Here is a 24,080-nt window from a genome sequence, read left to right as displayed (position 1 = left end):
GGCAGGGACGATGTCCAAACCGCGGGATGAGCGTCATCGAGACCTGTTCCTGCCGGCGCTGTGCGAGATCATCGACATGGGGCACCCGCTGGTGCGGCTTGCCAGGAGATCGACTGGTCCTTTGTCGAGAGGCGCTTTGGCGCGGTGCATCATGCCGGCGTCGGCCAGCCGCCGCTGCCGGTCCGGCTGATGGCAGGGCTTTTGATCCTCAAGCACATCTTTCATTCAATCGGTCGTCGCAACGCCTGAACCAAGGAGGTTGCGATGGACATGAAGAGACGGCGATCACATCGGTCGGGACGAGCGCCTATGCTGTCACCAGGACGGCCACCATTGGCCTCACGAACCGAGCTCCAGCGGTTCTGGTCCGGTATTGCCATGGGGATGAGCAGCGATGATGCTGCTGTCTCGGCGGGCATGTCGGCCCCCGTCGGCGCTCGCTGGTTCCGAAAGGCGGGCGGCATGCCACCAGCGATGTTCAGGTCTTCGGCCAAGCCGTTGTCCGGGCGGTATCTCGCGTTTGCCGAGCGTGAGGAGATTGCGCTTCTTCGTGTCAAAGGCCTTTCCAGGCAGGAAATCGGACGCCGACTTGGTCGAGCCGCTTCGACGATCTCTCGAGAGCTACGGCGCAACGCTGCGACACGCGGCGGCGGCCTGGAGTATCGAGCGACGACCGCTCAGTGGCATGCGGAGCGATCAGGTCGGCGACCGAAAGCCACAAAGCTTGCTCTCAACACAGCTTTGCGCACCTATGTCGAGGAGCGGCTCGCCGGAATGGTCACGGCGCCGAAGGGTGTTGCCATTCCCGGCCCGACTGTTCCCTGGAAGAGCCGTCGGCATGGCCAGCGCAAGGATCGACGATGGGCGAAGGCTTGGAGCCCGGAGCAGATCGCCAACCGTCTCACCGTCGACTTTCCCAATGACAAGGGGATGCGCATCAGTCACGAAGCCATCTATCAGGAGCTCTTCATCCAGGGTCGTGGTGAGCTGCGCCGTGAATTGACGGCATGCCTCCGCACGGGGCGGGCGCTGCGGACGCCGCGGGCGCGAGTTGGTCAAAGAGGCAAAGGCTTCGTGTCGCCCGAGATAATGATCAGCGAACGCCCGGCCGAAGCATCCGATCGGGCAGTTCCGGGACACTGGGAAGGCGATCTCATTCTCGGGTTGGAGAGCTCGGCGATCGGCACGCTCGTCGAACGCACGACCCGCTTCACGATGCTGCTGCATCTCCCCCGGCTTGAGGGCCACGGTGACGGGCCGCGAGCCAAGAATGGTCCCGCGCTCGCCGGGCATGGCGCCGAGGCTGTTCGTGATGCAATCGCCCGCACCATCGTAGCACTGCCTGAAGAACTTCGACGGTCTTTGACCTGGGACCAGGGCGCTGAAATGGCCCAGCACGCCACGCTCAAGATTGATACGGGCGTCGAGATCTACTTCTGCGATCCGCGGAGCCCTTGGCAGCGCGGCACCAACGAGAACACCAACGGGCTGCTGCGCCAGTACTTCCCGAAGGGTACGGACCTCAGCGCCCACAGCGCCGAAACGCTCGCCGCCGTGGCTGCGACCCTTAACGCCAGGCCGCGCAAGACTCTCGGCTGGAAAAGCCCCGCTGAAGCTCTTGACGGATGGCTGAAGAAAACAGAAACGAACCCTGTTGCGACGACCGTTTGAATCCGCCCATGCACTCTTTGTCCGACGAGGCGCTGTGCGCGCGCTGGGTGGAAAACCCGTACTTCCAGTTCTTCTGCGGCGAGGAGACCTTCCGCCACAGGCTGAGCTTTGATCGCTCGTCGCTGACGCACTGGCGTCAGCGGCTCGGCGAGGAGCGGCTTTCGGCACTCTTGCAGGAGAGCCTGTCGGTCGCCCACCGCAGCGGGGCGATCGAGGGCAAGGATCTCGAGCGCGTCGTCGTCGACACGACCGTGCAGGAAAAGGCGATCGCCCATCCGACCGATGCCAGGCTGCTGCACCGGGCGATCGTCAAGCTGGGGGCGCTGGCCCGAAAGAACGGCCTTGCCCTGCGCCAGAGCTATGTCCGGCTTGCCAAGCGGGCGGCGATCATGGTCGGGCGCTATCGTCATGCCAAGCAGTTCAAGCGGGCCAACCGGCAGCTCAAATTCCTGCGCACACGGCTCGGCCGCCTGATGCGCGACATCCGCCGCAAAACCGCCGGAAACGCCGGCCTGGAAGAGCGCTTCGCCGGGCTCTTGTCGCTGTCGATGCGGCTCCTGCACCAGAAGCACCGCCAGCGCGGGCCGAAGGTCTATTCGCTGCATGCGCCCGAGGTCGAATGCATCGGCAAGGGCAAGGCGCACAAGCCCTACGAGTTCGGCTGCAAGGTCTCCGTCGCCACCCCGGCCACCAAGCCCAGGGGCGGCCAGTTCGTCCTCCATGCCAAGGCCCTGCACGGCAATCCGTTCGACGGCCACACCCTCGGCCCTGTCGTCGCCGAGATGGAGAGCATCACCGGCGTCGAGGTCAAGCGCATCCATGTCGACCGCGGCTATCGCGGCCACAATCACCCCAACCGCCTGCGCGTCTTCGTCACCGGCCAGGTCCGCCACACCACAAGGGCCATCAAGCGCGAGATGAAGCGCCGCGCCGCCGTCGAGCCCGTCATCGGCCATCTCAAGGCCGACCATCGAATGGACCGCAACCCCCTCAAAGGCCCCGAAGGCGACCGGAGCAACGCCGTCCTCGCCGCCGCCGGCTACAACTTCCACCTTCTCCTGCGCTGGTTCGCAGCCATTTGGCGTGCCTTCATCCAGACGCTCTTCGTCGGCCCCGCCATACCCCCGCCGGATAAAGAAAAACCCCGATTGCGATTGCAAACGGGCATCGCCCACGATGATGCTCAGATGAATAGGTAGTCAAACTTCACGGGCGACCAGGGAACTGCGCGGCGCTTGATGGCCGCGCAGTTGGACAGGCTACTCGAAGGTGATGAACTCGTGGTCGCCCTGATAGCCGCTTTCGGCGAAGATCCACTCCCACTCCTGCGGCGTGTGGAATGCACGGCAGGTCAACTGCCAATACATCAAATTCACCTTCTCGCGTTCGTTGCGGTACGCCTCCACGCAGAGGTATTTTGCCCCACGCGACACCCGCTCGATTTCCCACAAGGCCGCGAAGAGATCGTAGACGTAGAGGTTGTGAAGGGTGTTGATCGAGATGACGAGGTCGAAGTGGTCATCCGGGAAAGGAAGCTTTGCCGCGGTTCCTTCCACGATGCTCGCCTTCACCGACTCCATCGAATGTTCGATCGCGTAGCCGGAGATATCAATGCCGTGTACCTCCACACCGGGCACCGCCTCCAGAAGATCGTGCAGGAGAAAGCCCTTGCCGGCGCCAACGTCGAGAATGCGCATTCCGGGCTTGATCCCGTAGGCCGCGACCATGGCGTCGGCGACCTTGCGCCAGCGGCCGTCGTACTTGTAGCCGCCGTAGCCCGTCTGGCGCGAGCCGTCCCAATAGTCGTAGGCCCATTCCAGCGCGAGGTCGGCGACCTCCGCCTTGTCGCGCTCTGTCACGCGCGCGAGATAGTCGCGCGTCGTGGATTTGTGGACCAGGCTGACGAAATCACGATACGGCATCAAAAGCTCCAGGAGTCATGGGTAGGTCAACGGGCAACGAGCGCCAGACGCTGGCCGGCGCGTTCGAGTTGGCGGCGGCAGCGCTCGGCGCGCGCGCCGGGATCGGCAAAGGCGCGCCGGCTCGATCCGAGCGCCAGGAATTCGTTGAGAATGATGCAGACCCACTTGATCCTGTAGGCGTCGAGAAGGATGGCGCATCGACGCCGGTCTTCGGTCGGCAGACCAAGCTCGCGCACGATCTGATCGGCAAAAGTATCGAAAAACTGGATCGGCACCGGAATTTCCGGCTGGCAGAAGAAGTCGCAGACGAGCTTGGCCGGATCGTCGCGACCGGCATATTCGAAGTCGATCACCGACAAATGGCCGAGATCGTCGCACAGCATGTTGTGGAAGCCGAAATCCGAAGGCGAGACGATCGGCCGGGCGATCTTTGCCTCGGGGTCGAGTCCCTCCCGCCCGATATCCCGGACGATCTCGCCCCTCACCCTCTGCCATGACGGCTTCAATCGATCGGCGACGAAGCGCCGGGCTTCCTCGGCCTGGGGCGCACTGTCATCGATATCGGCAAAGCGCGCCACGCGTCGATCGACCGTGGCCAAATGGTTGGCGATCGTGAAGCAGGCCTCGGAACCCGCATCAAGGACCTCCGGTCGATGGGGTGCTGCGTTGACGGCGACAACGAAAGCAGCGGCGGCGGCGACGGCGGCCGCGTCGATCTCGGCGGCGGCAAGCTTGCGTCCAGCCACGAAGCCATAAAGGCCTGCGGCGTGCGACGGGTCGCAAGCGATCGGCTCGGGTATGTTGCGAACCTTTCGTTCCCAGGCGTAGTTCAGGTAGCTCCATTCGGCACGCAGCCGATCCCGATCATCTCGCGCATCGACGTGGTAACATTTGAGAACCCGGAGACTGCCGTCGGTGAGGGTCACCTGGAAGACCTGGTTGTTTTTTCCGCCCGTCAGTCGGCCAATTTCCGCCACCGCGGGCAACCCGGCCTTTTCGACCAGCCGTTCGGCGATGTGCCGTGGACCGCTTTCCAAGGACCCGGAGAGAGATTCCGTCATGCCGGCGGCACCGCCCTGGCTCACGCCGCCGCCCCGGTCAGGGCGGTGTCGACGAGGTTCCAAGAAGTCACGTGTTGCCATCCAGCGCGCGAGGCTTCACCGGAATGGGCGCCATGCGGATCGAACAGGATGCGCTTCACGCCGTGCGGAAACCCGTCCATGGCCAGGATTTCGGGAAGATCGTCGATGAATGCCTCGACGCCGATCGTCGCGGCGCGGGCGACCTTCTCTTCCTTCGTCAGTTCAAAAAAGACGTTCCCGGCGGGAACCGCCGTCTCGCCGACGAGACCGTTGGAGACGAGGAAGCCGCGGGCGGCATCATGCATGTCATGCCGCGACCCGAGAATGGGATGGCGCGTCTTGTGGCTGACAATGAAGAGTTCGTGGCCGTTCCTGCGAGCGCCTGCGACGAAGGCGGCAAAGCCGTCATAGGGAGCGGCAAGGTCCATCCGGGCGCCGTAGACGTACCCCTGCAGTTCCGTGAAGTCATCCTTGCGGCCCGAACCATTCAGGTAATCGCGCACGGCGTTCTTCCCCCGCCCTAGTTCGGGCGGGATCAGACCTTTTTCCAGCGCGGCAGCGTAGAAGACGCCATCGTAACACGCGACAGTATTGTCGAAGTCGATTCCAATGCGCATCGTGCCTGCCCCCGTCGCTTCATCTGATCCACGGATTTGCTGCCGTCGGATCTGCGGACGTCACCAGCGCGACCCGCCTGTGCAAACCTGTCCCGGGGCCTGCCCGGGGCGACCTCTTGCCCGCCCCTGGTCAACGCGATGTCCTGATCAACGCGATGTGGCACCGTCCTGCTGGCAAGCACCTTACAAGGAGGGGCTTTCCACATTGGCGGCAGTTACGGTCGAAGCTTCGTCCCTGTCAATATCGCGACCGAGCGGCAAGCCCGCGCCCCGGATTTCAGCTCAGCGATCGGGAATATCCCCCGCCGTCACACGAGCTGGGGGTTTCCGTCGTTGGTTCAAAGTCCGAGCGCGAACGGGCTCAGCGTCTCAAGCCGTCGTCACTGTCCGCGGTTGCACTGCCTGGCGGCCGCCATCGCGTCGATGGCGGCGCGAGACATGCTTCGATACTCGACAAGGCAAGAACCTACCTCATCAACGCCTGGTGACAGCTGTCGCAGATGCCCGCAGTCTGTGATTTCGATACGATATTATCTGGAAACCGCGTTTCCGCGACTCCAAGCTCTCCAATTGCCCAGGACAGCCGGCCTTTTTCCTACTTCCCCTTCGTCACTTTACAATATACGCTCCCCCTGCTTCTGCGTCATCAGATGACACCATGGAGCACAGAGGGCTTTTGGCCGCAAAATTCTCACGCGCATCGCCCCGCCGGTCTATGGCGAAGCGGATGCCTCCGGCTCGCCGATGTACCTGTTCATAAGATTGATTACAGCCATCACCATGGGAGACTATAATGGCAACGTCCACTCGTACAGTCTATACCGGAACCGGCAACAGTGAGATATTCAATGTCGGAAGTCCAGTTTTAGTATACGGATACAACGGAAATGACTTTATCTGGACTTCGAGCAGCACTGATTACATCGAAGGAGGATGGCATAAAGACATTATATGGGCTATCGGCGGCAATGACATCATATTCGGCGATTATTATACCGACGGATTTGAAGGCTCCTATGTAACTCTTGATGCCGACTCGATCCTGGGCGGAGAGGGAGACGACCTGATCTACGCGCAGAATGGCGCGGATTATGTCAACGGCGAAGCGGGAGGAGACCAGATTTTCGGCGGTCTCGGTAAAGACTACTTACAGGGAGGTACAGGCGCCGACACGATATTCGGTGGCGACCACGATGACCAGATCTGGGGCAATTACGCGACATCCCCCGTGCCTGACGAATACTCCTTCACCATCAACTATACCCATAATGGCACGAACGACGCGCCCTTGGCAGGATCGATCAACTCGAGCCTCGGCAGCAGCGCTGCCGACGACAACGCGGCCGACTATCTCGACGGTGGCGACGGCAACGACCGGATCTCGGGCCAGGGCGGTGGCGACACCCTGATTGGCGGGGACGGCAGTGACCTCATCGACGGCGGTGCCGGCGCGGATGCCATTACGGGCGGCAGCGGCAACGATCAGGTCGTTGCCGGCACCGAGTCCGACAACGTAACGGGTGGGACCGGAAACGATACGCTGTCCGGCAATGCCGGTTCCGACATCATCTGGGGCGAGGCTGGCGGCGACCTCATCAATGGCGGCGCCGACAGCGACTCGCTCTCCGGCAACGAAGGCGACGACCTCATCTACGGCGACGATCCCGGCGTCGTAAACTACAGCGATGCCATCGATGGCGGCGACGGCGCCGACTCGATCTTCGGCTTTGGCGGCAACGACACCCTGTGGGGCGGCGCGGGTGGTGACTCGCTCCGCGGCGGCGAAGGCGGCGACACGCTGCGCGGCGAAGCCGGCAACGACTACCTTTTCGGGGAAGGCGCTGCCGACAGCTTCCAGTACACGCAGCGTGGCTTCGACATCGACCAGATCTTCGACTTCCAGAACGGCGTCGACAAGCTGCAGATCTCGACGACGATCTTCGCCAACGCCAATGCCGCCATCGCCGCAGCGCAGCAGATTGGCGGCGATGTCCTGATCGACGCGGGTCAGGGCGACCAGATCGTCCTCAAGTTCTTCTCGCTGGCAAACCTCACCGCGGATGATTTCAACTTTTTCTAGGACAACCAGAAACCAACGACAGCCTTTCCTCATAGAGCCGCGGAAGTCACATGCCGCGGCTCTTCCGACTAACTGAAAACCTGACTGCCTGACGACGCGAGCTTGTCTTCGTTGATACCATCGCCGAGTTCAGCAAGAGGACCCCGGTCGCGTTGTCTTGGCGGCGAGGCCCGCAGTAATGGACGCGATGGACGTCATTCGTAAAGCCATTATGCGCTCGCCGGCAATCGCCATGAGGAAGGCACCAGTCCCGGTGGCGTTTGTCGAGGATGGGCCGCAACGAGCGGAATACGAAGTCGCGAGGATGCTGGGAGCCGTGTCCATGCTATCGAAGCTGAAGAGCATGTTTGCGATGCCGCCCATGCGTTTCCAAGCGTCGGAGCGGACCATTACCATCAGGATTTCGAAAGCCTGGCTCGCTGAACGATCGCCGACCGATCCCTTTGCCGCTCTGCTCCTGCGGCGGTTCTCAGCGGGAGCTAACGCCGATTGGGGTGGACGGGACTATCCGGAAGAAATTCCGCCTGCCCAAAAAGCCGCCGCCATTGTTTCGGTTCTCGCTTCGTAGCCAAGCCGCCGAGCCGCCTCAGACGGCCCACCTCTCCTGGGTCACGTATGCGCCGAACGGGTTGCGAGACCGAGACAGCAATACCTCCGAAAAGCACCTCATCTCAAAGCGGCGCGGTGACCTTTGAACCGCGTCGGCGTCATGATCAGGCGGCTGGCGGATTCGGGAGCCTTTAGGAATCGAGCCGGCGCTTTCGCCATGGCACCCACTGGAGCAATCGGCGTTTCGACGATAGAACCTCTGCAGGGAGTTGTGAGGACAAGCCAGTATCATGGATCGTGTCGACTGCATCGTCGCCGGCGCCGGCGTCATCGGGCTGGCCGTGGCGCGTGGCTTGGCGCAAGCCGGCCGCGAGGTCCTGATCATCGAGCCGGAGCATTCCATTGGATCGCAGACGAGCTCGCGCAATTCCGAAGTCATTCATGCCGGCATCTACTATCCCGTCGCAAGCAGCAAGGCGCAGCTCTGCGTCGACGGACGGGAGCGGCTCTATGCCTATGCGCGCGAGCGCGGGATCGCGCATCGGCGATGCGGCAAGCTGATCGTTGCGACGGATGCAAGCCAGGTTGTCAGGCTCGAGGCCATCAGGTCATCGGCAGCCGCCTGCGGTGTGGAGGATCTGGCTCTCGTCGATGCTAGTGACGCGCGCCGCATGGAACCGGCACTTCGTGCCCAATCGGCCCTGCTGTCACCGTCGACGGGAATCATCGACAGCCATGGCTACATGCTGGCGCTGCAGGGCGACGCGGAGGATGCGGGAGCGCAGATCGTCTTTGACACGGTCGTCGACGGCGGCAGGATCAGGCCCGATGGCACGGTCGTCATCGCGACGCGGCAGCGCGGCGACACCGATGTCTTCGAGCTGGCGACCGCATTGTTCATCAATTGCGGTGGCCTGCAGGCCCAGCGGATCGCCGAAGCCATCGAAGGCTTTCCATCCACTGCCGTGCCCTGCCTGCACATGGCCAAGGGCAACTATTTCGCGGCCGGCGGGCGCTCGCCCTTCTCCCGGTTGATCTATCCAGTTCCTGTCGACGGCGGACTGGGCGTGCATCTGACCTTCGACCTTGCCGGCCAGATGCGCTTTGGACCGGACGTGGAGTGGATCGAGGCCATCGACTACCGGGTGGACCCGCAGCGGGGACAGTCGTTCTACGACGAGATCAGGCGGTACTGGCCTGGACTGCCCGACGACGGCCTGTCGCCCGCCTACAGCGGAATTCGGCCGAAGCTGTCCGGCCCAGGCCAGCCTGCCGCCGACTTCGCCATCGAGGGACCGGAGACACACGGCGTCCAGGGGGTCATCAACCTCTTCGGCATCGAAAGTCCGGGCCTTACCGCCAGTCTTTCGATTGCCGAAAGGGTCGTAACTCTGGCAAGCTGAGCCCACGTCCGAAGTTCCAAAGGCCGGCAATATCCGTGACGTGTATCGTCTTCAGTCGCCACGCTACGCGGTCGACGAGCCCGGACCTTTAGAACCACAACCTTGCCGAAGACAGCCAATTGTGGCTACCTTGCGGCACCCTCATGTCGACTAAAGCGCCCTGCCCCGACAGTGCATTGTGGAAAGATCCCTGCTTGCCCAAAGGCATCGAACGCCCGACAAGAAACCGCCTGGCAACAATCTTCTGGTCGGGGATCGCGAAGCTTGCCTGGTTCACGCTTGCCGTCGATGTCCTGCTGCTGGTCCAGCCGATCTACATGCTCCAGGTGTACGATCGGGTACTGACCTCGGGCTCCATCGAAACCCTGATCTTCACCTCGGTCATTGCCTGCGCGGCGCTGGCGCTGCTTGCCGTCCTCGACTCGCTGCGGGCGGCAGTCGCCTCGCGCATCGCAGCGCAGATGGACGTCGACGGCGGCGCCGATGCGCTCCTTGCTTCCATGAACGGACCGCGTGCGGCGTTGGGCGATGTGCAACCCCTGCGCGATCTCACGACGGTGCGGGGCTTCATTTCCAACCGCGGGATCCTGGCTTTTCTGGACATACCCTTCGTGCCCCTGTTCATGGCCATTCTTTACCTGATTCATCCGAATATCTTTTTCCTCGCCCTGGCCGGCGCGGTGGTCCTGACGCTGATCGCCCTTCTCAACCAGGTGGTGGCGAGCCGCGTCGCCGGAGCCTCCGCCGATCAGGTGATGGCGTCGATGCTGTCGGCCCAGGCCTTCGCGCGATGCGCCGAGAGCATCCAGGCCATGGGCATGCGCCGTGACGTGATCGCCGCATGGGGCCGCGACGAGGCGCTCGCTTTGGCTGGTCAGGGAAGGATGGAGGAGTGCAACGCAGCCTTCGCCGGCATCTCGCGCGCTCTGCGGCTCGGCCTGCAGATCGCCATTTTGGGGTATGGCGGATATCTCGTCCTGGCTGGCGAGATGACCGGCGGCATGATCTTCGCCTCTTCGCTGATATCCGGACGAGCGCTCCAACCGATCGACCAGGTCATTGCCGGCTGGCGGGGCTTCGTCGAGACGCGGCGGGCGTGGAAACGCCTCGCGGCGGCATTGGACGCGCGCGCGGTTGAGGCGCCCGCTACCTCACTGCCCGTCCCGCTCGGGCGGATCGAACTGCAGCAGGTCGTCGTCTTTCCGGCGAATGCGAGCGGTGGAGATCCAATCCTGAAGCGGATCTCCGCCGTGATCGAGCCCGGTCAGTGCGTGGCGATCGTCGGACCCTCTGGCGCAGGCAAGTCGACGCTGGCGCGCGTCATCGTCGGCGCCGTGGCCTTGCGGGGCGGTGCCGTACGTATCGACGGCGCCGACATCACCACGTGGCGGAGCGACCAGTTGGGCCGCCAAGTGGGCTATCTCGCGCAGGACGTCGACCTCCTGCCGGGAACGGTTGCACAGAATATCGCGCGGTTCAGCCAGGAAGCCGACGACGCGTCGATCGTGCGTGCGGCGATGAAGGCGCAGGTGCATGATCTGATCCTCGGCCTTCCCAAAGCATATGACACGCTCATCGGCCCTATGGGCCAGCAATTGTCGGGTGGTCAAAGGCAGCGCATCGGGCTGGCCCGCGCCTTTTTCGGCGAGCCGCGCATGCTCATCCTGGACGAACCGAACGCCAGCCTCGACGCCGAAGGGAGCTTGGCCCTCGAACGGGCGCTCGAAGGCGCAAAGCGGGAGAAGATCACGGTGGTCGTGGTGACCCAGCGCATGCAGATCGCGGATCTCGCCGACAAGATCATGATGCTGCGCAACGGCGCCATCGAAGACTTCGGCCCTCGCGCCGACGTCGTCAGGCGGCAGGCGGAGCGTGGCAGGACCGCTCCTAAGGCTAAGCCCGGCAGTTCCGCGGAGGGCGCCGGTCTGCCCGCAGCTAATGTCGCCGCGCCGAAGGCGCATGCCCCCCATCAAGTGGTTTCGGCACGGTTCGCCCCCGCGCTCGTCGGACCGTCGGCCAGCACGGCCAACGATTAGGGGATCGCGATGATGACCGAAGACAAGATCGCGTTTGCCTCCGGCACTCAGGCGAAGCTGCCCACCATGAAAAACCCCGCCCCTCCTCCCCCGTGGTCAGCCAATGTGTCCGTCGGCACGCGCGCGATGTGCGTCGCCGGACTAGGCGCAACGGCAATCTTCTGCCTCGTCTTCGGTGCCTGGGCCTTCTATGCCCCGCTTGCCGGTGCGGCTGTAGCGCCCGGCTTCGTCGCGGCCGCCGGGAAGAACCAGCGGGTGCAGCATCTCGAAGGCGGCATTGTGGAGAATATCCTCGTTCGCGAGGGCGAGGCTGTGAAGGCGCAGCAGGTGTTGTTCGAACTCGATACGACCGCACCGATCTCGGCGCAGGAACATCTGCAGGCGCAGATCGTCTCCGTCGGCGCCCGGACTGCCCGGCTCTTGGCCGAACGCAACAGCCAGGACAGCGTCGAATTCTCCGACGAACTCCGGCAGCTTGCCCGCGACACCGGCAATACGAGCCTTGTCGACGAGCAAGCAAAAGAGTTCGACATCCGGCTCGAGCGTCACCGTCAGGAGGGCGTCATCCTGCGCCAAAGGGTGATCGCCGCGACCGAGCAGATCCGAGGATATACCAGCCAGCAGACTGCCATCGACAGCCAGTTGCAGGTCGTGCGGGAGGAGACCGAGCGCAAGCGCAAGCTTCTGGAGAAGGGACTGACCGATCGCTCAGAATACACCCTTCTGTTGCGCAGCGAAGCCGATCTCGTCGGGCAGTTGGGACAGGCGACGTCCAATATTCTGGCGTCGAAGTCGCAGATCGTCGAGGCACAGGAGCAGCTGTCGCGCCTCACGACCCAGCGCATCGAAACTGCAGCCAGCCAGTTGAACGAAGTCCGCAGCCAGATGTCGACCTTGGCGACGCAGCGAAACGAGACCCAGGCCATAATTGGCCGCGCAAAAGTGCGCTCGCCCTCGGACGGCATCGTTGTCAGCATGACGTACAACAGTGTGGGAAGCGTGGTGAAGCCGGGAGAAGTGATGCTCGAGCTTCTGCCCACCACGGACCAGCTACAGGTCGAGGCACGCGTCTCGCCGGCCGATATCGACATCGTGCACGTCGGCCAGTCGGCCACCCTCCGCTTCAGTGCGCTCGATACGCATGTGACGCCTGTCGTGGATGCGACGGTCGACTACGTATCTCCCGATCGCCTGCTCGATCTCAAGACCGGGCAGCCCTTCTATACCGCCCGCCTGCAGATCTCATCCACGCTTCCGCCGCCGCTCGACAAGTCGGATATCTATCCGGGAATGCAGGTGGAAACCTACATCCGAACCGCGGACAGGACGTTCCTGGAATATCTGGTGAAGCCGCTTGCCGACAGCTTCAGCAGAGCCTTCCGAGAAGATTGATGTGGGTTCGGCAGAGATGGCGGAGCGCCATGGCAAGGCTTGAGCCCGCTCTGCCAAGCGTGTAAGGACCCGTCCCATCGGATCGGGACAGTCTGAGTCCTCGTTCTCGATGCTTTGATGCGTCAGAACCGTATTGAACCCGGAGACATAAGCTTGCAGTCCACCGCCGAAGAAATACGGGCCTCGTATCCGGCCGACACACGCATTGCATTCGTCTCGGGCAATTTCAACGTTCTGCATCCAGGCCATATGCGCCTGCTCAAATTTGCACGCGATGTTGCCGACGTGCTGGTTGTCGGACTGCGTCCGGATGGGACTACGGGCGTTTCAGTGCCGGGCGAGGCGCGCCTTGAAAGCGTCTGTTCGATGAGCATCGTTGGCAAGGCGGTTCTCCTGACCGAGTCGGCAAGCGACTTCGTCAGCCGGCTCCGGCCCGACTTCGTCGTCAAGGGCAAGGAGTTTGAGCAGCGTTACAATCCCGAGGAAGCGGCCGTGACGGCCTACGGCGGCAAGCTGATCTTCTCATCGGGTGAATCGAGCTTTGCTTCCGTCGATATCCTGAACCGCGATTCCGCGACCGACTTCTCGACGATCAACAAGTCGCATGCGTTTTCGGACCGGCATGGTTTCGGAATTCCATCTCTCTTGGAGGTTCTGCGCAGCCTGTCGGGAATGCGCGTCATGGTCATCGGCGACGTGATCGTCGACGACTACATCGCCTGCGACGCAATCGGGATGTCTCAGGAGGATCCGACGATCGTCGTGACCCCGATACAAACCAGCACCTTCGTCGGCGGGGCGGGAGTGGTCGCCTGCCACGCCCGCAATCTCGGCGCCGAAACCCGGCTCTTCACGATTTTCGGTGAGGACGAGACTGCCGCCTACGCCCGCGCCGAACTGACGGCCGGCGGGATCGAAGTGCACGGATTCCACGACGAGACCCGGCCAACAACGCGCAAGCAGCGCTTCCGGGCGTTGAATAAGACCTTGCTGCGCGTCAATCACCTGCGCCAGCACGCGATTTCCCGCGAGATCGAGAAGCGGATGCTGGAGCAGATCGAGGCAGCGATGTCGACGACCGATCTGTTGATGTTCGCCGATTTCAACTATGGCTGCCTGCCGCAAACCCTGGTCGATTCCATCTGCGCCGTTGCCGAAAGCCATGGCGTGACCATGACGGCCGACAGTCAGGCTTCTTCCCAGCTCTCCGACATTTCCCGCTTCAAGCGCATGGCCCTGGTGACCCCGACGGAGCGCGAGGTGCGCCTGGCCCTCCATGATACCGCTTCCGGCCTCGCCGTCCTTGCCAACGAACTCTGCCGCAAGGCGGATGCAAAGAATGTCATCATCACCCTCGGAAGCGAGGGAATGCTGGTTCACGGGCGGCTCGACAACGGCGAATACATGACGGACCGTCTGCAGGCTCTTAACACTGCACCCAAGGACGTTGCGGGAGCGGGAGACAGCCTGTTCACGGCGACGTCGATGGCGCTCTGCTCGGGAGCCGATATTTGGCATGGCGCCTATCTGGGCGCGGTTGCAGCAGCGTGCCAGGTCTCGCGCGTCGGCAACTCGCCGCTGAAGGCTTCCGATATCATCCGGGAAATCGAACTTCCCGACGAATAAGGACTCTGTCAGTAGACAGATGGCGGACGAGGGTCGGCAGATCGAGGATGGTAACATGCGGGCACTTCTGCTGGCAGCAGGTCTTGGAACACGGCTTCGGCCGCTGACACTGACCGTGCCTAAATGTCTGGTCGAGATCCACGGGCGACCACTTCTCGACTATTGGCTGGAGCACATCTTCTCCGCCGGCATCGAGCGCGCGCTGATCAATACCCATTGGTTGCCCGACGCCGTCCGTAGTCATGTCCAGGCCTCGCACTTTGCCGGCCGTATTGATCTGGTGTACGAGGCAGACCTCCTCGGCACTGCCGGCACTGTCGGAGCGAACGCTGCCTGGCTGGGAGACGACCCCTTTCTCCTCGTCCACGCGGACAATCTGACTGACTTCGACGTTCGCGGCTTCATCAGACGGCACCAGCAGCGCCCCAGTCACTGCGCGATCACCATGCTGGCCTTTCGCACGGACGTGCCGAAGACCTGCGGCATCCTCGGCCTCGATTGCGAGAACGTCGTGACCTCCTTCCACGAGAAGGTCGAGAACCCTCCCGGCAACCTTGCCAATGCGGCCGTTTACCTGTGTGAGCCGGAAGTGGTTCGCTTGATTCGAAGTCTCAGGCGACCCGTCGTGGATTTCTCGACCGAGGTCATTCCCGCCTTCATGGGACGCATCCTCGCTGTGGAAACAAACGGCTACCATCGCGACATCGGGTCACCCGAAGCGCTCGCGCTGGCGGAACGCGAATTCGTACCGATGCCGGGTTTTGCCTGACAGATCGCCGCCAGTCCTCGCTAACCCTGCAACGGCCGTGTCGCGACGAGGCGACGGACCGGCAAAGTCTGGAGACACTGCATTCCTTCCGCGCTTGTGAGTTCTGAGATTGGCGGTCGCCCGTCCCTCAACCCGATCTTCGTCTCGCTTCATCGAAGCTGGCAATCGATTTCCAAAAGGTCGCTTGCCGGATGTCCATCGCACGGTCCGGCACCGGTTGGCGATGGCGCGGACAAAAGTCGGCACGCTCGCCACTTCACTTTCATCGGGTGCGCAATTCCAGGCCGCGTCGCAGCAAATTCTCACCATTGATCGTCGGGCGCGCCGCCATAGTGCAAGAGCCCTGCGAGTCAGCGATTATGCGCCGCATTGGCATGGTCGCTGATATACAAAGTCATGCAGGATTGGTTGACAACTCCCGGAATTTGAGCGACCCATCGGCCAATATGATCGTGCCTCCTTCCACGTCTTCCATCCTCAACAATCGATGTTGCCTTTTCGAAAGCACCAGACATGAAGATTTTCCTCACGGGCGCTTGTGGTTACAAGGGAACGGTGCTGGTTCCCAAGTTGATCGAGCGTGGGCATGAGGTCGTTGCGTTCGATATACAGTGGTTTGGCAACAATCTTCGGCCCCACCCCAAGCTCACGGTGGTGCAGGGCGACGTCCGCAATCCCGAGGAAATGGACCTGACAGGCGTCGACGCGATCGTCCATCTGTCGTCCATCGCCAACGATCCGGCGGGCGATCTCGATCCAAAGCTGACCTGGGAAGTTAGCTGCCTCGCCACGATGCGGCTTGCCGACAAGGCAAAGCGGGTCGGGATCAAGCACTTCATCTTTGCCTCTTCCGGCAGTGTCTACGGCGTGAAGGAAGAGGAGCAGGTCACCGAGGATCTCGAACTCGTCCCCATCAGCGAGTACAACAAGACGAAGATGTGCGCCGAGCGCATCCTGCTGTCCTATGCCGACGACATGGTCGTGCAGATCGTGCGTCCCGCTACTGTCTGCGGATTCTCGCCGACGATGCGCAACGACGTCGCCGTGAACCTCCTGACCATGCTCGCGCTGAAGAACGGCGAGATCACGGTGCTCGGCGGCGACCAGTACCGGCCGAACGTCCACATGGACGACATCACCGACCTCTACCTCTTCCTGCTCGATCATCCCGAGCACACCGGCATCTACAATGCCGGCTTCGAGAACATCTCGATCATGGACATTGCCCAGCTGGTGGCCAAGCACGTCGACGCCAAGATCGTGGTCAAGGAATCCAACGACCCGCGCTCCTACCGGGTCAATTCGGACCGCCTGCTGGCGACGGGCTTCCGCCCGAAGAAGGGTGTCGAGGACGCGGTCAAGGAGCTCGTCGGTCTCTATCGCCAGGGTGCGTGGACCGATGACGAGAGCTTCTACCGGATGAAGTGGATGCAGAAGGAAGTGCTGTGATGCAGACCGTCCGCAAGCTCCCGGCCGCAGCGCCCGTGTCGCATTTCGCCGACTACGCCCGGCGGACAGCGGACATTCTGACAGGTTTCGACTGGACGGACGTGGCGGCGCTTGCCGACGACTTATTCGACTGCGCCACCACCGGCCGACAGGTCTTTCTCTGCGGCAATGGCGGCAGCGGCGGCAATGCCAATCATCTTGCCAACGACTTTCTCTACGCCTGGTCGAAGACCTCCGGCATGGGCATCCGGGTCTCCTCGCTCGCCGCCAATCCGGCGGTGCTGACCTGCCTGGCCAACGACGAAGGCTACGAGAACGTTTTCTCGCTGCAACTCGCGGTGCAAGCCCGCCCCGGCGACCTGCTGATCGCCTTCTCCGGCAGTGGCAATTCGCCGAACATCGTCAAGGCGATTCAGGAAGCACGCCGCATCGGGATGCGCTCCTACGCCGTGCTCGGCTTCTCCGGAGGCAAGTGCAAGGCGCTGGCCGACGTGCCGATCCATTTCGAGACCGAAGACATGCAGATCGCCGAGGACATGCAAACGGTCATCGGCCACATGATCGTGCAGTACCTCGCGTCCCGTCGTTCCGAATTGAGACTATAGACACCATGGCCGACCCGAAATTCATCGTTCTCGGCTCGAATTCTTTCTCGGGCGCCACCTTCTGCGACTACCTCGCGGAACAGGGTTACGACGTCACCGCCACCAGTCGGTCGGCAGAGCCGCACGACGCGCAGTTGCCCTACAAGTGGCAGCAGCGGCCGGGCAAGGTCCGGTTCGAGAAGATCGACATCAACTACGATCTCGACGCCCTTGCCGCCCTCCTGAAGCGCGAGCGCTTCACCCATGTGGTCAATTTCGCCGCGCAGTCGATGGTCGGCCAGAGTTGGGATCATCCGGACGACTGGATGATGACGAACGTCGTTTCCACCGTGCGGCTGCACGTGCTCCTGCGCGGGCTCGATTTCCTCGACCGCTACGTCCACGTGACCACGCCAGAAGTCTACGGCTCCACCGAGGGCTGGGTGCGCGAGAAAACGCCGTTCAATCCGTCGACCCCCTACGCGGTGTCGCGCGCGGCCGGCGACATGTCGCTGAAGACCTTCGTCGACACCTATCAACTGCCCGCCGTCTCGACGCGTGCGGCCAACGTCTACGGTCCCGGCCAGCAGCTCTACCGGATCATTCCGCGCACCGTCTACGCGGCGATGACCGGCCAGAAGCTGCGGCTCGATGGCGGCGGCAAGTCGGTGCGGGTGTTCATCGACATGCGCGACGCGTCCGACGCGACGCTAAAGATCGCACTGAAGGGCAAGGTCGGCGAGACCTATCACATCTCGGGCTACGAACTGGTCTCGATCCGCGAACTGGTCGAACTGATCCTGAAGAAGCTCGGCAAGTCCTTCGATGAATGCGTCGACGTTGGTCCGGATCGCCCGGGCAAGGACGCCGCCTATATGCTGGACTCCTTCAAGCTGCGCACCGAGCTTGGTTGGCAGGACAAGGTGTCGCTCGACGAGGGCATTTCCAACGTGATCTCCTGGGCCGAACGTTTCCGCAACGACATTCCGAAACTCGACGCGAACTACATCCACAAGGCCTGAGGCCGGCTCCGGTCGAGCCGGGCTGACGCCTCCCGGGGGAGAAACCGACACGATGAACGCATTCACGAAAATCGACGATGCCGCGGGCCTGGCACGCCAGGCGGCAGAGTTGCGCGGCAAGGTCATCACCATGTGCCACGCGGCGCAGTCGGCGCATCTGGCGTCCTGCCTGTCCTGCCTCGACATCATGACGGCGGCCTATTGGTCGGTGCTGAACGTCGACCCGGCCAACCCGACGGATCCCCGGCGTGACCGCTTCATCCTGTCGAAGGGTCATGCGGCTATGGCGCTCTACGCCACGCTCGCCACCCGCGGCTACTTTCCCGAGGAATGGCTGAAGACCTACCACCAGGACGGCGGCAAGCTTGCCGAACATCCACCGGCGAACATCCTGCCGGGCGTCGAGGCCGCCACCGGTTCGCTCGGCCACGGGCTGCCGATCGGCGTCGGCATGGCGCTTGCCGCCCGCGTCAAGGACGAGCCGATGTACCGCGTCTACGCGCTGCTTTCGGACGGCGAGTGCAACGAGGGTTCGGTCTGGGAAGCGGCGATGTTTGCCGCCGGGCAGAATCTCGACAATCTCTGCGTTATCGTCGACTACAACAAGTGGCAGGCGACCGCCCGCTCGAACGAGACGCTGGCTTTGTCGCCGCTGCGCGACAAGTGGGAAAGCTTCGGCTGGGATGCCCACGAGATCGACGGCCATGACATCGGGCTGCTGGCCGAGCTGATGGCGAAGATGCCGAACGGCTCGGGCAAGCCCGTCGCCCTCATCGCCAACACCGTCAAAGGCAAGGGCGTCTCCTTCATGGAAGACGACAACAACTGGCATTACCGCGCGCCGACCGCTGATGAGGTCGAGAAGGCTTTCAAGGAGCTCGGCCTGAAATGAGAAACGCTTTCGCGGACGAACTGACGAAGATCGGCATGGAGGACGAGCGCCTCGTTATGCTCTCGGGTGACATCGGCAACCGGCTGTTCGACAAGTTCCGGGCGGCCCGGCCGAACAGCTTCTTCAACTGCGGCGTCGCTGAGCAGAACATGACCGGCGTTGCGGCGGGCTTGGCCATGTCGGGCTTGCGCCCGGTCACTTACACGATCACCCCGTTTGTGACGACGCGGTGCCTCGAGCAGATCCGCACCGACGTCTGCTATCACGACCTGCCGGTGACGATCGTCGCCGTTGGCGCCGGCCTGTCCTATGCGGGCCTTGGCCCGACGCACCACGCCTGCGAGGACGTCGCCTTCCTGCGGGCGCTGCCGAACATGAACGTCATCTGCCCCGGCGACCAGTGGGAAGTCCGTGCCGCGCTGCGCGCCGTGATGAAACAGGACAAGCCGTCCTACATCCGCATGGGCAAGAAGGGCGAGCCTGTCGTGCACAAGGGCCCGATCGCAGACTTCCAGATCGGCCGCGCCATTACGATGGCCGAAGGCGACGAGGTCTGCCTGCTGTCGACCGGCAACATGCTGCCCGAGGCCATCAAGGCCGGGCGAATCCTGTCCGAACAGGGCTATTCGACCCGCGTCGTCAGCTTCCACACCGTGAAGCCGCTGGACGAGGCCTGCCTTAGCGAGGCCCTTGCGAAGTTTAAGCTCGTCGCCACGATCGAAGAACACAGCCTGATCGGCGGCTTCGGTTCGGCTGTCGCCGAATGGGCCGTCGACAAGGGCGAGGACACCCGCAAGCTCATGCGCTTCGCGACGCCCGACGCCTTCTTCAAGAAGTCCGGCGAGCAGGAATATGCCCGCGAGCAGCTCGGCCTCACCGGCCACCAGATGGCGCATGCCATCGCCGAATGCCTCGACAGGCACTGAGACCCAAAGGGCCGCCTGCGAGCGGCCCTTTCCTTTCCGACGGCTCCCCTCGGAGCCCGAAACGGCGCTGCCCCGAAGCGCCCGCAGAATCAGGAACAGAGATCCATGAAGACCGAAGCCGCCCTCCTCGTCGCCACGGGCCAGCCGCTCGTCGTCGTCGAAATCGAGACGCCGCCGCTGAAGGCCGGCCAGGTCCTGGTAGAGATTGCGTTTTCAGGCGCCTGCGGCACTCAGCTGATGGAAGTTGCCGGCGACAAGGGCGAGGACAAGTGGTGTCCACATTGCCTCGGCCATGAGGCAACCGGCACGGTCATCGAGATCGGCTCGGCCGTCACCAAGGTGAAGGTCGGCGACGACGTCGTCCTGTCCTGGATCAAGGGCACCGGCATCGAGGCCGGCGGCGCCGTCTACGACTGGGATGGCCAGAAGGTCAACGCCGGCGGCGTCACAACCTTCCAGCGCCACGCCGTCGTCAGCGAGAACCGCCTGACCCTGGTGCCGGCCGGTCTGCCACTCGACGTCGCGGTGCTCCTTGGCTGCGCCGCGCCGACCGGCATGGGCGCGGTCTTCAACGTGCTGAAGGTCGCGGCCGGCGACAGCGTTGCGGTGTTCGGCACCGGCGGCATCGGCCTCAACGCGGTTATGGCGGCCGCCATCGCCGGCGCCAGCCCGGTCATCGCCGTTGATCTCAAGGCCTCGCGCCGCGACCTCGCCAAGGCCTTCGGCGCAACGCATGTGATCGACCCGGCCGAGGGCGACGTCGCCGCGCAGATCAAGGCAATCGTGCCGAACGGTGTCGACCTTGCCGTCGAGGCGACGGGCGTGCCCGCCGTCATGGCCACCGCTGTCGGCGTCACCCGTCAGCAGGGCGGCAAGGCCGTCGTCATCGGAAATGCCAAGCACGGCTCAAGCCTCGAGATCAGCCCGGGCGTGTTCAACCAAGGCAAGAGCCTGATGGGCACCTGGGGCGGCGACAGCATGCCAGACCGCGACTACGGCCGCTTCGGCCGCCTGATCGCCGAAAGCCCCTACCCCGTGCGCGACCTCCTGTCGGCACCCTACAGCCTCGAACAGATCAACGAGGCCCTTGCCGATCTTCGTTCCGGCAAGATCGGCCGGCCGCTGATCGACATGAAAAAGCGGTAGGACCGGCCCGGAAGTCGATCGGTCCCAGTGCCGAGCCGGCAGATCCGTCCTCGGCCACCGGCCGAAGCCACTCGGCATAGGGAAGGTCGAGCGAAAAATCCGCCCGATCGCGGCGGCGGACATTCGCCGGCGGTGCTTCTCGATAGTCGCCCGTGAAGTTTGACTACCCATTCATCTGAGCATCGTCGTGGGCGATGCCCGTTTGCAATCGCAATCGGGGTTTTTCTTTATCCGGCGGGGGTATGGCGGGGCCGACGAAGAGCGTCTGGATGAAGGCACGCCAAATGGCTGCGAACCAGCGCAGGAGAAGGTGGAAGTTGTAGCCGGCGGCGGCGAGGACGGCGTTGCTCCGGTCGCCTTCGGGGCCTTTGAGGGGGTTGCGGTCCATTCGATGGTCGGCCTTGAGATGGCCGATGACGGGCTCGACGGCGGCGCGGCGCTTCATCTCGCGCTTGATGGCCCTTGTGGTGTGGCGGACCTGGCCGGTGACGAAGACGCGCAGGCGGTTGGGGTGATTGTGGCCGCGATAGCCGCGGTCGACATGGATGCGCTTGACCTCGACGCCGGTGATGCTCTCCATCTCGGCGACGACAGGGCCGAGGGTGTGGCCGTCGAACGGATTGCCGTGCAGGGCCTTGGCATGGAGGACGAACTGGCCGCCCCTGGGCTTGGTGGCCGGGGTGGCGACGGAGACCTTGCAGCCGAACTCGTAGGGCTTGTGCGCCTTGCCCTTGCCGATGCATTCGACCTCGGGCGCATGCAGCGAATAGACCTTCGGCCCGCGCTGGCGGTGCTTCTGGTGCAGGAGCCGCATCGACAGCGACAAGAGCCCGGCGAAGCGCTCTTCCAGGCCGGCGTTTCCGGCGGTTTTGCGGCGGATGTCGCGCATCAGGCGGCCGAGCCGTGTGCGCAGGAATTTGAGCTGCCGGTTGGCCCGCTTGAACTGCTTGGCATGACGATAGCGCCCGACCATGATCGCCGCCCGCTTGGCAAGCCGGACATAGCTCTGGCGCAGGGCAAGGCCGTTCTTTCGGGCCAGCGCCCCCAGCTTGACGATCGCCCGGTGCAGCAGCCTGGCATCGGTCGGATGGGCGATCGCCTTTTCCTGCACGGTCGTGTCGACGACGACGCGCTCGAGATCCTTGCCCTCGATCGCCCCGCTGCGGTGGGCGACCGACAGGCTCTCCTGCAAGAGTGCCGAAAGCCGCTCCTCGCCGAGCCGCTGACGCCAGTGCGTCAGCGACGAGCGATCAAAGCTCAGCCTGTGGCGGAAGGTCTCCTCGCCGCAGAAGAACTGGAAGTACGGGTTTTCCACCCAGCGCGCGCACAGCGCCTCGTCGGACAAAGAGTGCATGTGCTTGAGGATCAAAAGCCCTGCCATCAGCCGGACCGGCAGCGGCGGCTGGCCGACGCCGGCATGATGCACCGCGCCAAAGCGCCTCTCGACAAAGGACCAGTCGATCTCCTGGCAAGCCGCACCAGCGGGTGCCCCATGTCGATGATCTCGCACAGCGCCGGCAGGAACAGGTCTCGATGACGCTCATCCCGCGGTTTGGACATCGTCCCTGCCTCCGCTGATCGCCTGGAGAATCGGACCATGAACCGCCGAAAAAGGGAATCCGGAATCGCAAGAAATCCAGGCTCAAACCCCAGCTTTTTTGCAAAATCGGATACTTGCCGAATACGAAAAACCGTGGGGGATCAAACAGTCAGAGATCGTTCACGGACGACTCGATATCCAGGACGTTCCGAGCGCTGCCGAGTTGATCTCGGCCGCAGCGCGACGGCTAGGCGAAATCGACATTCAGGATTCCCAACCGATGTGATCGCTGATTCATAGGGTTCCGTGTTGAGACGCGGAGTTTTCGATGGCGGCCAAGCGGTACGAACTTAAGGCGGAGCAGTGGGCGCGGATCGCGCTGCTTTTGCCCGGCAAGGCTGGCGATCCGGGCCGGACGGCCTTTGACAAGGTCGTGTCCCCGCCCGTGGTGTAGCTCGACGGTAGCGTCGCCGATCTCGCCCGCGCCTTTGATTGCGCTGTAGGACGGGATTGGCGACGCGGTGGTCACCAGCGGTTTCCGGTTAGGCTTGGGTTGCGAGACCTAACCGCAACCGGAGATCCCCTGATGACCGACGACATGATGAGCCTGCGCAGCCTTCTGGAGAAGACCCCGGACGCCGATCTGTTGCGCGAGATGATCGGCTTTGCCGCCGAGCGGCTGATGGAACTGGAGGTCGGCAATGCGACCGGCGCCGGCTATGGCGAGAAGAGCGCCGAGCGCCTCGCCCAGCGCAACGGCTATCGCGACAGGGACTGGCATACCCGTGCCGGCACCGTCGAGCTGCGCATTCCCAGGCTGCGCAAGGGCAGCTACTTTCCCGGCTTCCTCGAGCCGCGGCGCATGGCCGAGAAGGCCCTGACGGCCGTGATCCAGGAAGCCTATGTCCAGGGCATCTCGACCCGTTCGGTCGACGACCTGGTCAAGGCGATGGGCATGGACGGCATCTCCAAGAGCCAGGTGTCGAGGCTTTGCGAAGAGATCGACGGCAAGGTGAAGGTCTTCCTCGAACGGCCGATCGAGGGCGACTGGCCCTATCTCTGGATCGACGCGACCTACCTGAAGGTCCGCCGCGGCGGGCGCATCGTCTCGGTCGCCGTGATCATCGCCGTCGGCGTCAACGCTGATGGCCGGCGCGAGGTGCTCGGCATGGAGGTCGGCACCTCGGAAGCCGAGCCGATCTGGACCGAATTCCTGCGCAAGCTGACCCGGCGCGGCCTGCGCGGCGTGAAGCTCGTCGTCTCCGATGCGCACGAGGGCATCAAGGCGGCCGTGGTAGTGTCCGCGCTGGTGGTGGAAACTCGGATCTCAGATGGTGTGACGGAGGTGGCCACCGGATTGGCCGGCTAAGGTGG

The 24,080-nt window shown here is 63.3% G+C and carries 17 protein-coding genes and 5 pseudogenes; 18 read left to right on the top strand and 4 right to left on the bottom strand.

Annotation, left to right across the window (positions count from 1 at the left end; all coding sequences use genetic code 11):
• Window positions 1-10: 10 nt before the first annotated feature.
• The 3 genes and pseudogenes from Sa4125_RS07445 to Sa4125_RS07435 all read left to right on the top strand — a co-directional run.
• Window positions 11-231: pseudogene (locus Sa4125_RS07445) on the top strand (IS5/IS1182 family transposase); the annotation flags it as partial.
• Between the two features lie 39 nt (window positions 232-270).
• Entirely contained in the window at window positions 271-1,671 is a 1,401-nt protein-coding gene (locus Sa4125_RS07440) for an IS30 family transposase (RefSeq protein ID WP_224007635.1), read from the top strand.
• Window positions 1,672-1,679: 8 nt separating this feature from the next.
• Window positions 1,680-2,870, top strand: a pseudogene (locus Sa4125_RS07435) (IS5 family transposase); the annotation flags it as partial.
• A 60-nt stretch (window positions 2,871-2,930) separates the two neighbouring features.
• Here the strand turns inward: Sa4125_RS07435 and Sa4125_RS07430 are convergent.
• The 3 genes from Sa4125_RS07430 to Sa4125_RS07420 are packed head-to-tail and all read right to left on the bottom strand — an operon-like array spanning window position 2,931 to window position 5,292.
• A complete protein-coding gene (locus Sa4125_RS07430) occupies window positions 2,931-3,593 on the bottom strand; it encodes a class I SAM-dependent methyltransferase (RefSeq protein WP_224005451.1) in 663 nt (220 codons plus the stop codon).
• A 26-nt stretch (window positions 3,594-3,619) separates the two neighbouring features.
• Window positions 3,620-4,654, bottom strand: coding sequence for a phosphotransferase (locus tag Sa4125_RS07425; RefSeq protein WP_224005448.1), 1,035 nt, complete (start codon window positions 4,652-4,654; stop codon window positions 3,620-3,622).
• Between the two features lie 20 nt (window positions 4,655-4,674).
• Window positions 4,675-5,292 (bottom strand): hypothetical protein, encoded by a 618-nt coding sequence (locus Sa4125_RS07420; RefSeq protein WP_224005445.1) that lies wholly within the window; start codon window positions 5,290-5,292, stop codon window positions 4,675-4,677.
• Window positions 5,293-6,085: 793 nt separating this feature from the next.
• Between Sa4125_RS07420 and Sa4125_RS07415 the strand changes: the two genes are divergently transcribed.
• The 13 genes from Sa4125_RS07415 to Sa4125_RS07355 all read left to right on the top strand — a co-directional run bounded on the left by Sa4125_RS07415 (window position 6,086) and on the right by Sa4125_RS07355 (window position 21,166).
• Window positions 6,086-7,372: a calcium-binding protein gene (locus Sa4125_RS07415; RefSeq protein ID WP_224005442.1), complete on the top strand. Its 1,287-nt coding sequence runs from the start codon at window positions 6,086-6,088 to the stop codon at window positions 7,370-7,372.
• 187 nt (window positions 7,373-7,559) lie between these two features.
• Window positions 7,560-7,940 carry a hypothetical protein gene (locus tag Sa4125_RS07410; protein WP_224005439.1) on the top strand — a complete coding sequence of 127 codons (381 nt, stop codon included), beginning with the start codon at window positions 7,560-7,562 and terminating at the stop codon, window positions 7,938-7,940.
• A gap of 271 nt (window positions 7,941-8,211) precedes the next feature.
• The gene (locus Sa4125_RS07405) at window positions 8,212-9,324 is read left to right on the top strand and encodes an NAD(P)/FAD-dependent oxidoreductase (RefSeq protein ID WP_224005436.1); all 1,113 of its coding nucleotides are present in this window, start codon (window positions 8,212-8,214) and stop codon (window positions 9,322-9,324) included.
• A gap of 194 nt (window positions 9,325-9,518) precedes the next feature.
• The gene (locus Sa4125_RS07400; RefSeq protein ID WP_224005433.1) at window positions 9,519-11,360 is read left to right on the top strand and encodes a type I secretion system permease/ATPase; all 1,842 of its coding nucleotides are present in this window, start codon (window positions 9,519-9,521) and stop codon (window positions 11,358-11,360) included.
• Between the two features lie 9 nt (window positions 11,361-11,369).
• Window positions 11,370-12,752, top strand: a complete 1,383-nt coding sequence (locus Sa4125_RS07395; protein WP_224005430.1) for an HlyD family type I secretion periplasmic adaptor subunit — start codon at window positions 11,370-11,372, stop codon at window positions 12,750-12,752.
• A 117-nt stretch (window positions 12,753-12,869) separates the two neighbouring features.
• Window positions 12,870-14,378, top strand: a complete 1,509-nt coding sequence (locus Sa4125_RS07390) for a PfkB family carbohydrate kinase (protein ID WP_224005427.1) — start codon at window positions 12,870-12,872, stop codon at window positions 14,376-14,378.
• A gap of 55 nt (window positions 14,379-14,433) precedes the next feature.
• A complete protein-coding gene (locus Sa4125_RS07385; protein WP_224005423.1) occupies window positions 14,434-15,147 on the top strand; it encodes a nucleotidyltransferase family protein in 714 nt (237 codons plus the stop codon).
• A gap of 513 nt (window positions 15,148-15,660) precedes the next feature.
• Window positions 15,661-16,596, top strand: a complete 936-nt coding sequence (locus tag Sa4125_RS07380; RefSeq protein WP_224005420.1) for an SDR family oxidoreductase — start codon at window positions 15,661-15,663, stop codon at window positions 16,594-16,596.
• Window positions 16,596-17,201 (top strand): SIS domain-containing protein, encoded by a 606-nt coding sequence (locus Sa4125_RS07375; RefSeq protein ID WP_224005417.1) that lies wholly within the window; start codon window positions 16,596-16,598, stop codon window positions 17,199-17,201. Before Sa4125_RS07380 ends, Sa4125_RS07375 begins: the two co-directional genes overlap by 1 nt.
• Window positions 17,202-17,206: 5 nt before the next feature.
• Window positions 17,207-18,202: a GDP-mannose 4,6-dehydratase gene (locus tag Sa4125_RS07370; protein WP_224005414.1), complete on the top strand. Its 996-nt coding sequence runs from the start codon at window positions 17,207-17,209 to the stop codon at window positions 18,200-18,202.
• 52 nt (window positions 18,203-18,254) lie between these two features.
• Complete coding sequence (locus Sa4125_RS07365) at window positions 18,255-19,094, top strand: transketolase (RefSeq protein WP_224005411.1); 840 nt, start codon at window positions 18,255-18,257, stop codon at window positions 19,092-19,094.
• Window positions 19,091-20,020: a transketolase C-terminal domain-containing protein gene (locus tag Sa4125_RS07360; protein ID WP_224005408.1), complete on the top strand. Its 930-nt coding sequence runs from the start codon at window positions 19,091-19,093 to the stop codon at window positions 20,018-20,020. The genes Sa4125_RS07365 and Sa4125_RS07360 overlap by 4 nt, the downstream gene beginning before the upstream one ends.
• A gap of 105 nt (window positions 20,021-20,125) precedes the next feature.
• The gene (locus tag Sa4125_RS07355) at window positions 20,126-21,166 is read left to right on the top strand and encodes a zinc-binding dehydrogenase (RefSeq protein WP_224005404.1); all 1,041 of its coding nucleotides are present in this window, start codon (window positions 20,126-20,128) and stop codon (window positions 21,164-21,166) included.
• Between the two features lie 163 nt (window positions 21,167-21,329).
• Here the strand turns inward: Sa4125_RS07355 and Sa4125_RS07350 are convergent.
• Window positions 21,330-22,726, bottom strand: a pseudogene (locus Sa4125_RS07350) (IS5 family transposase).
• A gap of 308 nt (window positions 22,727-23,034) precedes the next feature.
• Between Sa4125_RS07350 and Sa4125_RS07345 the strand changes: the two are divergent.
• Window positions 23,035-23,133, top strand: a pseudogene (locus tag Sa4125_RS07345) (IS5/IS1182 family transposase); the annotation flags it as partial.
• Between the two features lie 159 nt (window positions 23,134-23,292).
• Window positions 23,293-23,997 (top strand): annotated as a pseudogene (locus tag Sa4125_RS07340) (IS256 family transposase); the annotation flags it as partial.
• Window positions 23,998-24,080 lie beyond the last annotated feature (83 nt).

The organism is Aureimonas sp. SA4125 (genome assembly GCF_019973775.1).
GTDB lineage: Bacteria > Pseudomonadota > Alphaproteobacteria > Rhizobiales > Rhizobiaceae > Plantimonas.
This window is presented reverse-complemented; position numbering and strand designations above follow the sequence as displayed.

What these genes read in the sequence shown, in the direction of transcription:
- Sa4125_RS07425 (WP_224005448.1), bottom strand. Translation starts at nt 4,654, where the DNA reads ATGACGGAATCTCTCTCCGGGTCCTTGGAAAGCGGTCCACGGCACATC.
- Sa4125_RS07385 (WP_224005423.1), top strand. Translation starts at nt 14,434, where the DNA reads ATGCGGGCACTTCTGCTGGCAGCAGGTCTTGGAACACGGCTTCGGCCG.
- Sa4125_RS07370 (WP_224005414.1), top strand. Translation starts at nt 17,207, where the DNA reads ATGGCCGACCCGAAATTCATCGTTCTCGGCTCGAATTCTTTCTCGGGC.
- Sa4125_RS07355 (WP_224005404.1), top strand. Translation starts at nt 20,126, where the DNA reads ATGAAGACCGAAGCCGCCCTCCTCGTCGCCACGGGCCAGCCGCTCGTC.
- Sa4125_RS07440 (WP_224007635.1), top strand. Translation starts at nt 271, where the DNA reads ATGAAGAGACGGCGATCACATCGGTCGGGACGAGCGCCTATGCTGTCA.
- Sa4125_RS07410 (WP_224005439.1), top strand. Translation starts at nt 7,560, where the DNA reads ATGGACGTCATTCGTAAAGCCATTATGCGCTCGCCGGCAATCGCCATG.
- Sa4125_RS07390 (WP_224005427.1), top strand. Translation starts at nt 12,870, where the DNA reads ATGCGTCAGAACCGTATTGAACCCGGAGACATAAGCTTGCAGTCCACC.
- Sa4125_RS07365 (WP_224005411.1), top strand. Translation starts at nt 18,255, where the DNA reads ATGAACGCATTCACGAAAATCGACGATGCCGCGGGCCTGGCACGCCAG.
- Sa4125_RS07430 (WP_224005451.1), bottom strand. Translation starts at nt 3,593, where the DNA reads ATGCCGTATCGTGATTTCGTCAGCCTGGTCCACAAATCCACGACGCGC.
- Sa4125_RS07415 (WP_224005442.1), top strand. Translation starts at nt 6,086, where the DNA reads ATGGCAACGTCCACTCGTACAGTCTATACCGGAACCGGCAACAGTGAG.
- Sa4125_RS07380 (WP_224005420.1), top strand. Translation starts at nt 15,661, where the DNA reads ATGAAGATTTTCCTCACGGGCGCTTGTGGTTACAAGGGAACGGTGCTG.
- Sa4125_RS07375 (WP_224005417.1), top strand. Translation starts at nt 16,596, where the DNA reads ATGCAGACCGTCCGCAAGCTCCCGGCCGCAGCGCCCGTGTCGCATTTC.
- Sa4125_RS07420 (WP_224005445.1), bottom strand. Translation starts at nt 5,292, where the DNA reads ATGCGCATTGGAATCGACTTCGACAATACTGTCGCGTGTTACGATGGC.
- Sa4125_RS07360 (WP_224005408.1), top strand. Translation starts at nt 19,091, where the DNA reads ATGAGAAACGCTTTCGCGGACGAACTGACGAAGATCGGCATGGAGGAC.
- Sa4125_RS07395 (WP_224005430.1), top strand. Translation starts at nt 11,370, where the DNA reads ATGATGACCGAAGACAAGATCGCGTTTGCCTCCGGCACTCAGGCGAAG.
- Sa4125_RS07405 (WP_224005436.1), top strand. Translation starts at nt 8,212, where the DNA reads ATGGATCGTGTCGACTGCATCGTCGCCGGCGCCGGCGTCATCGGGCTG.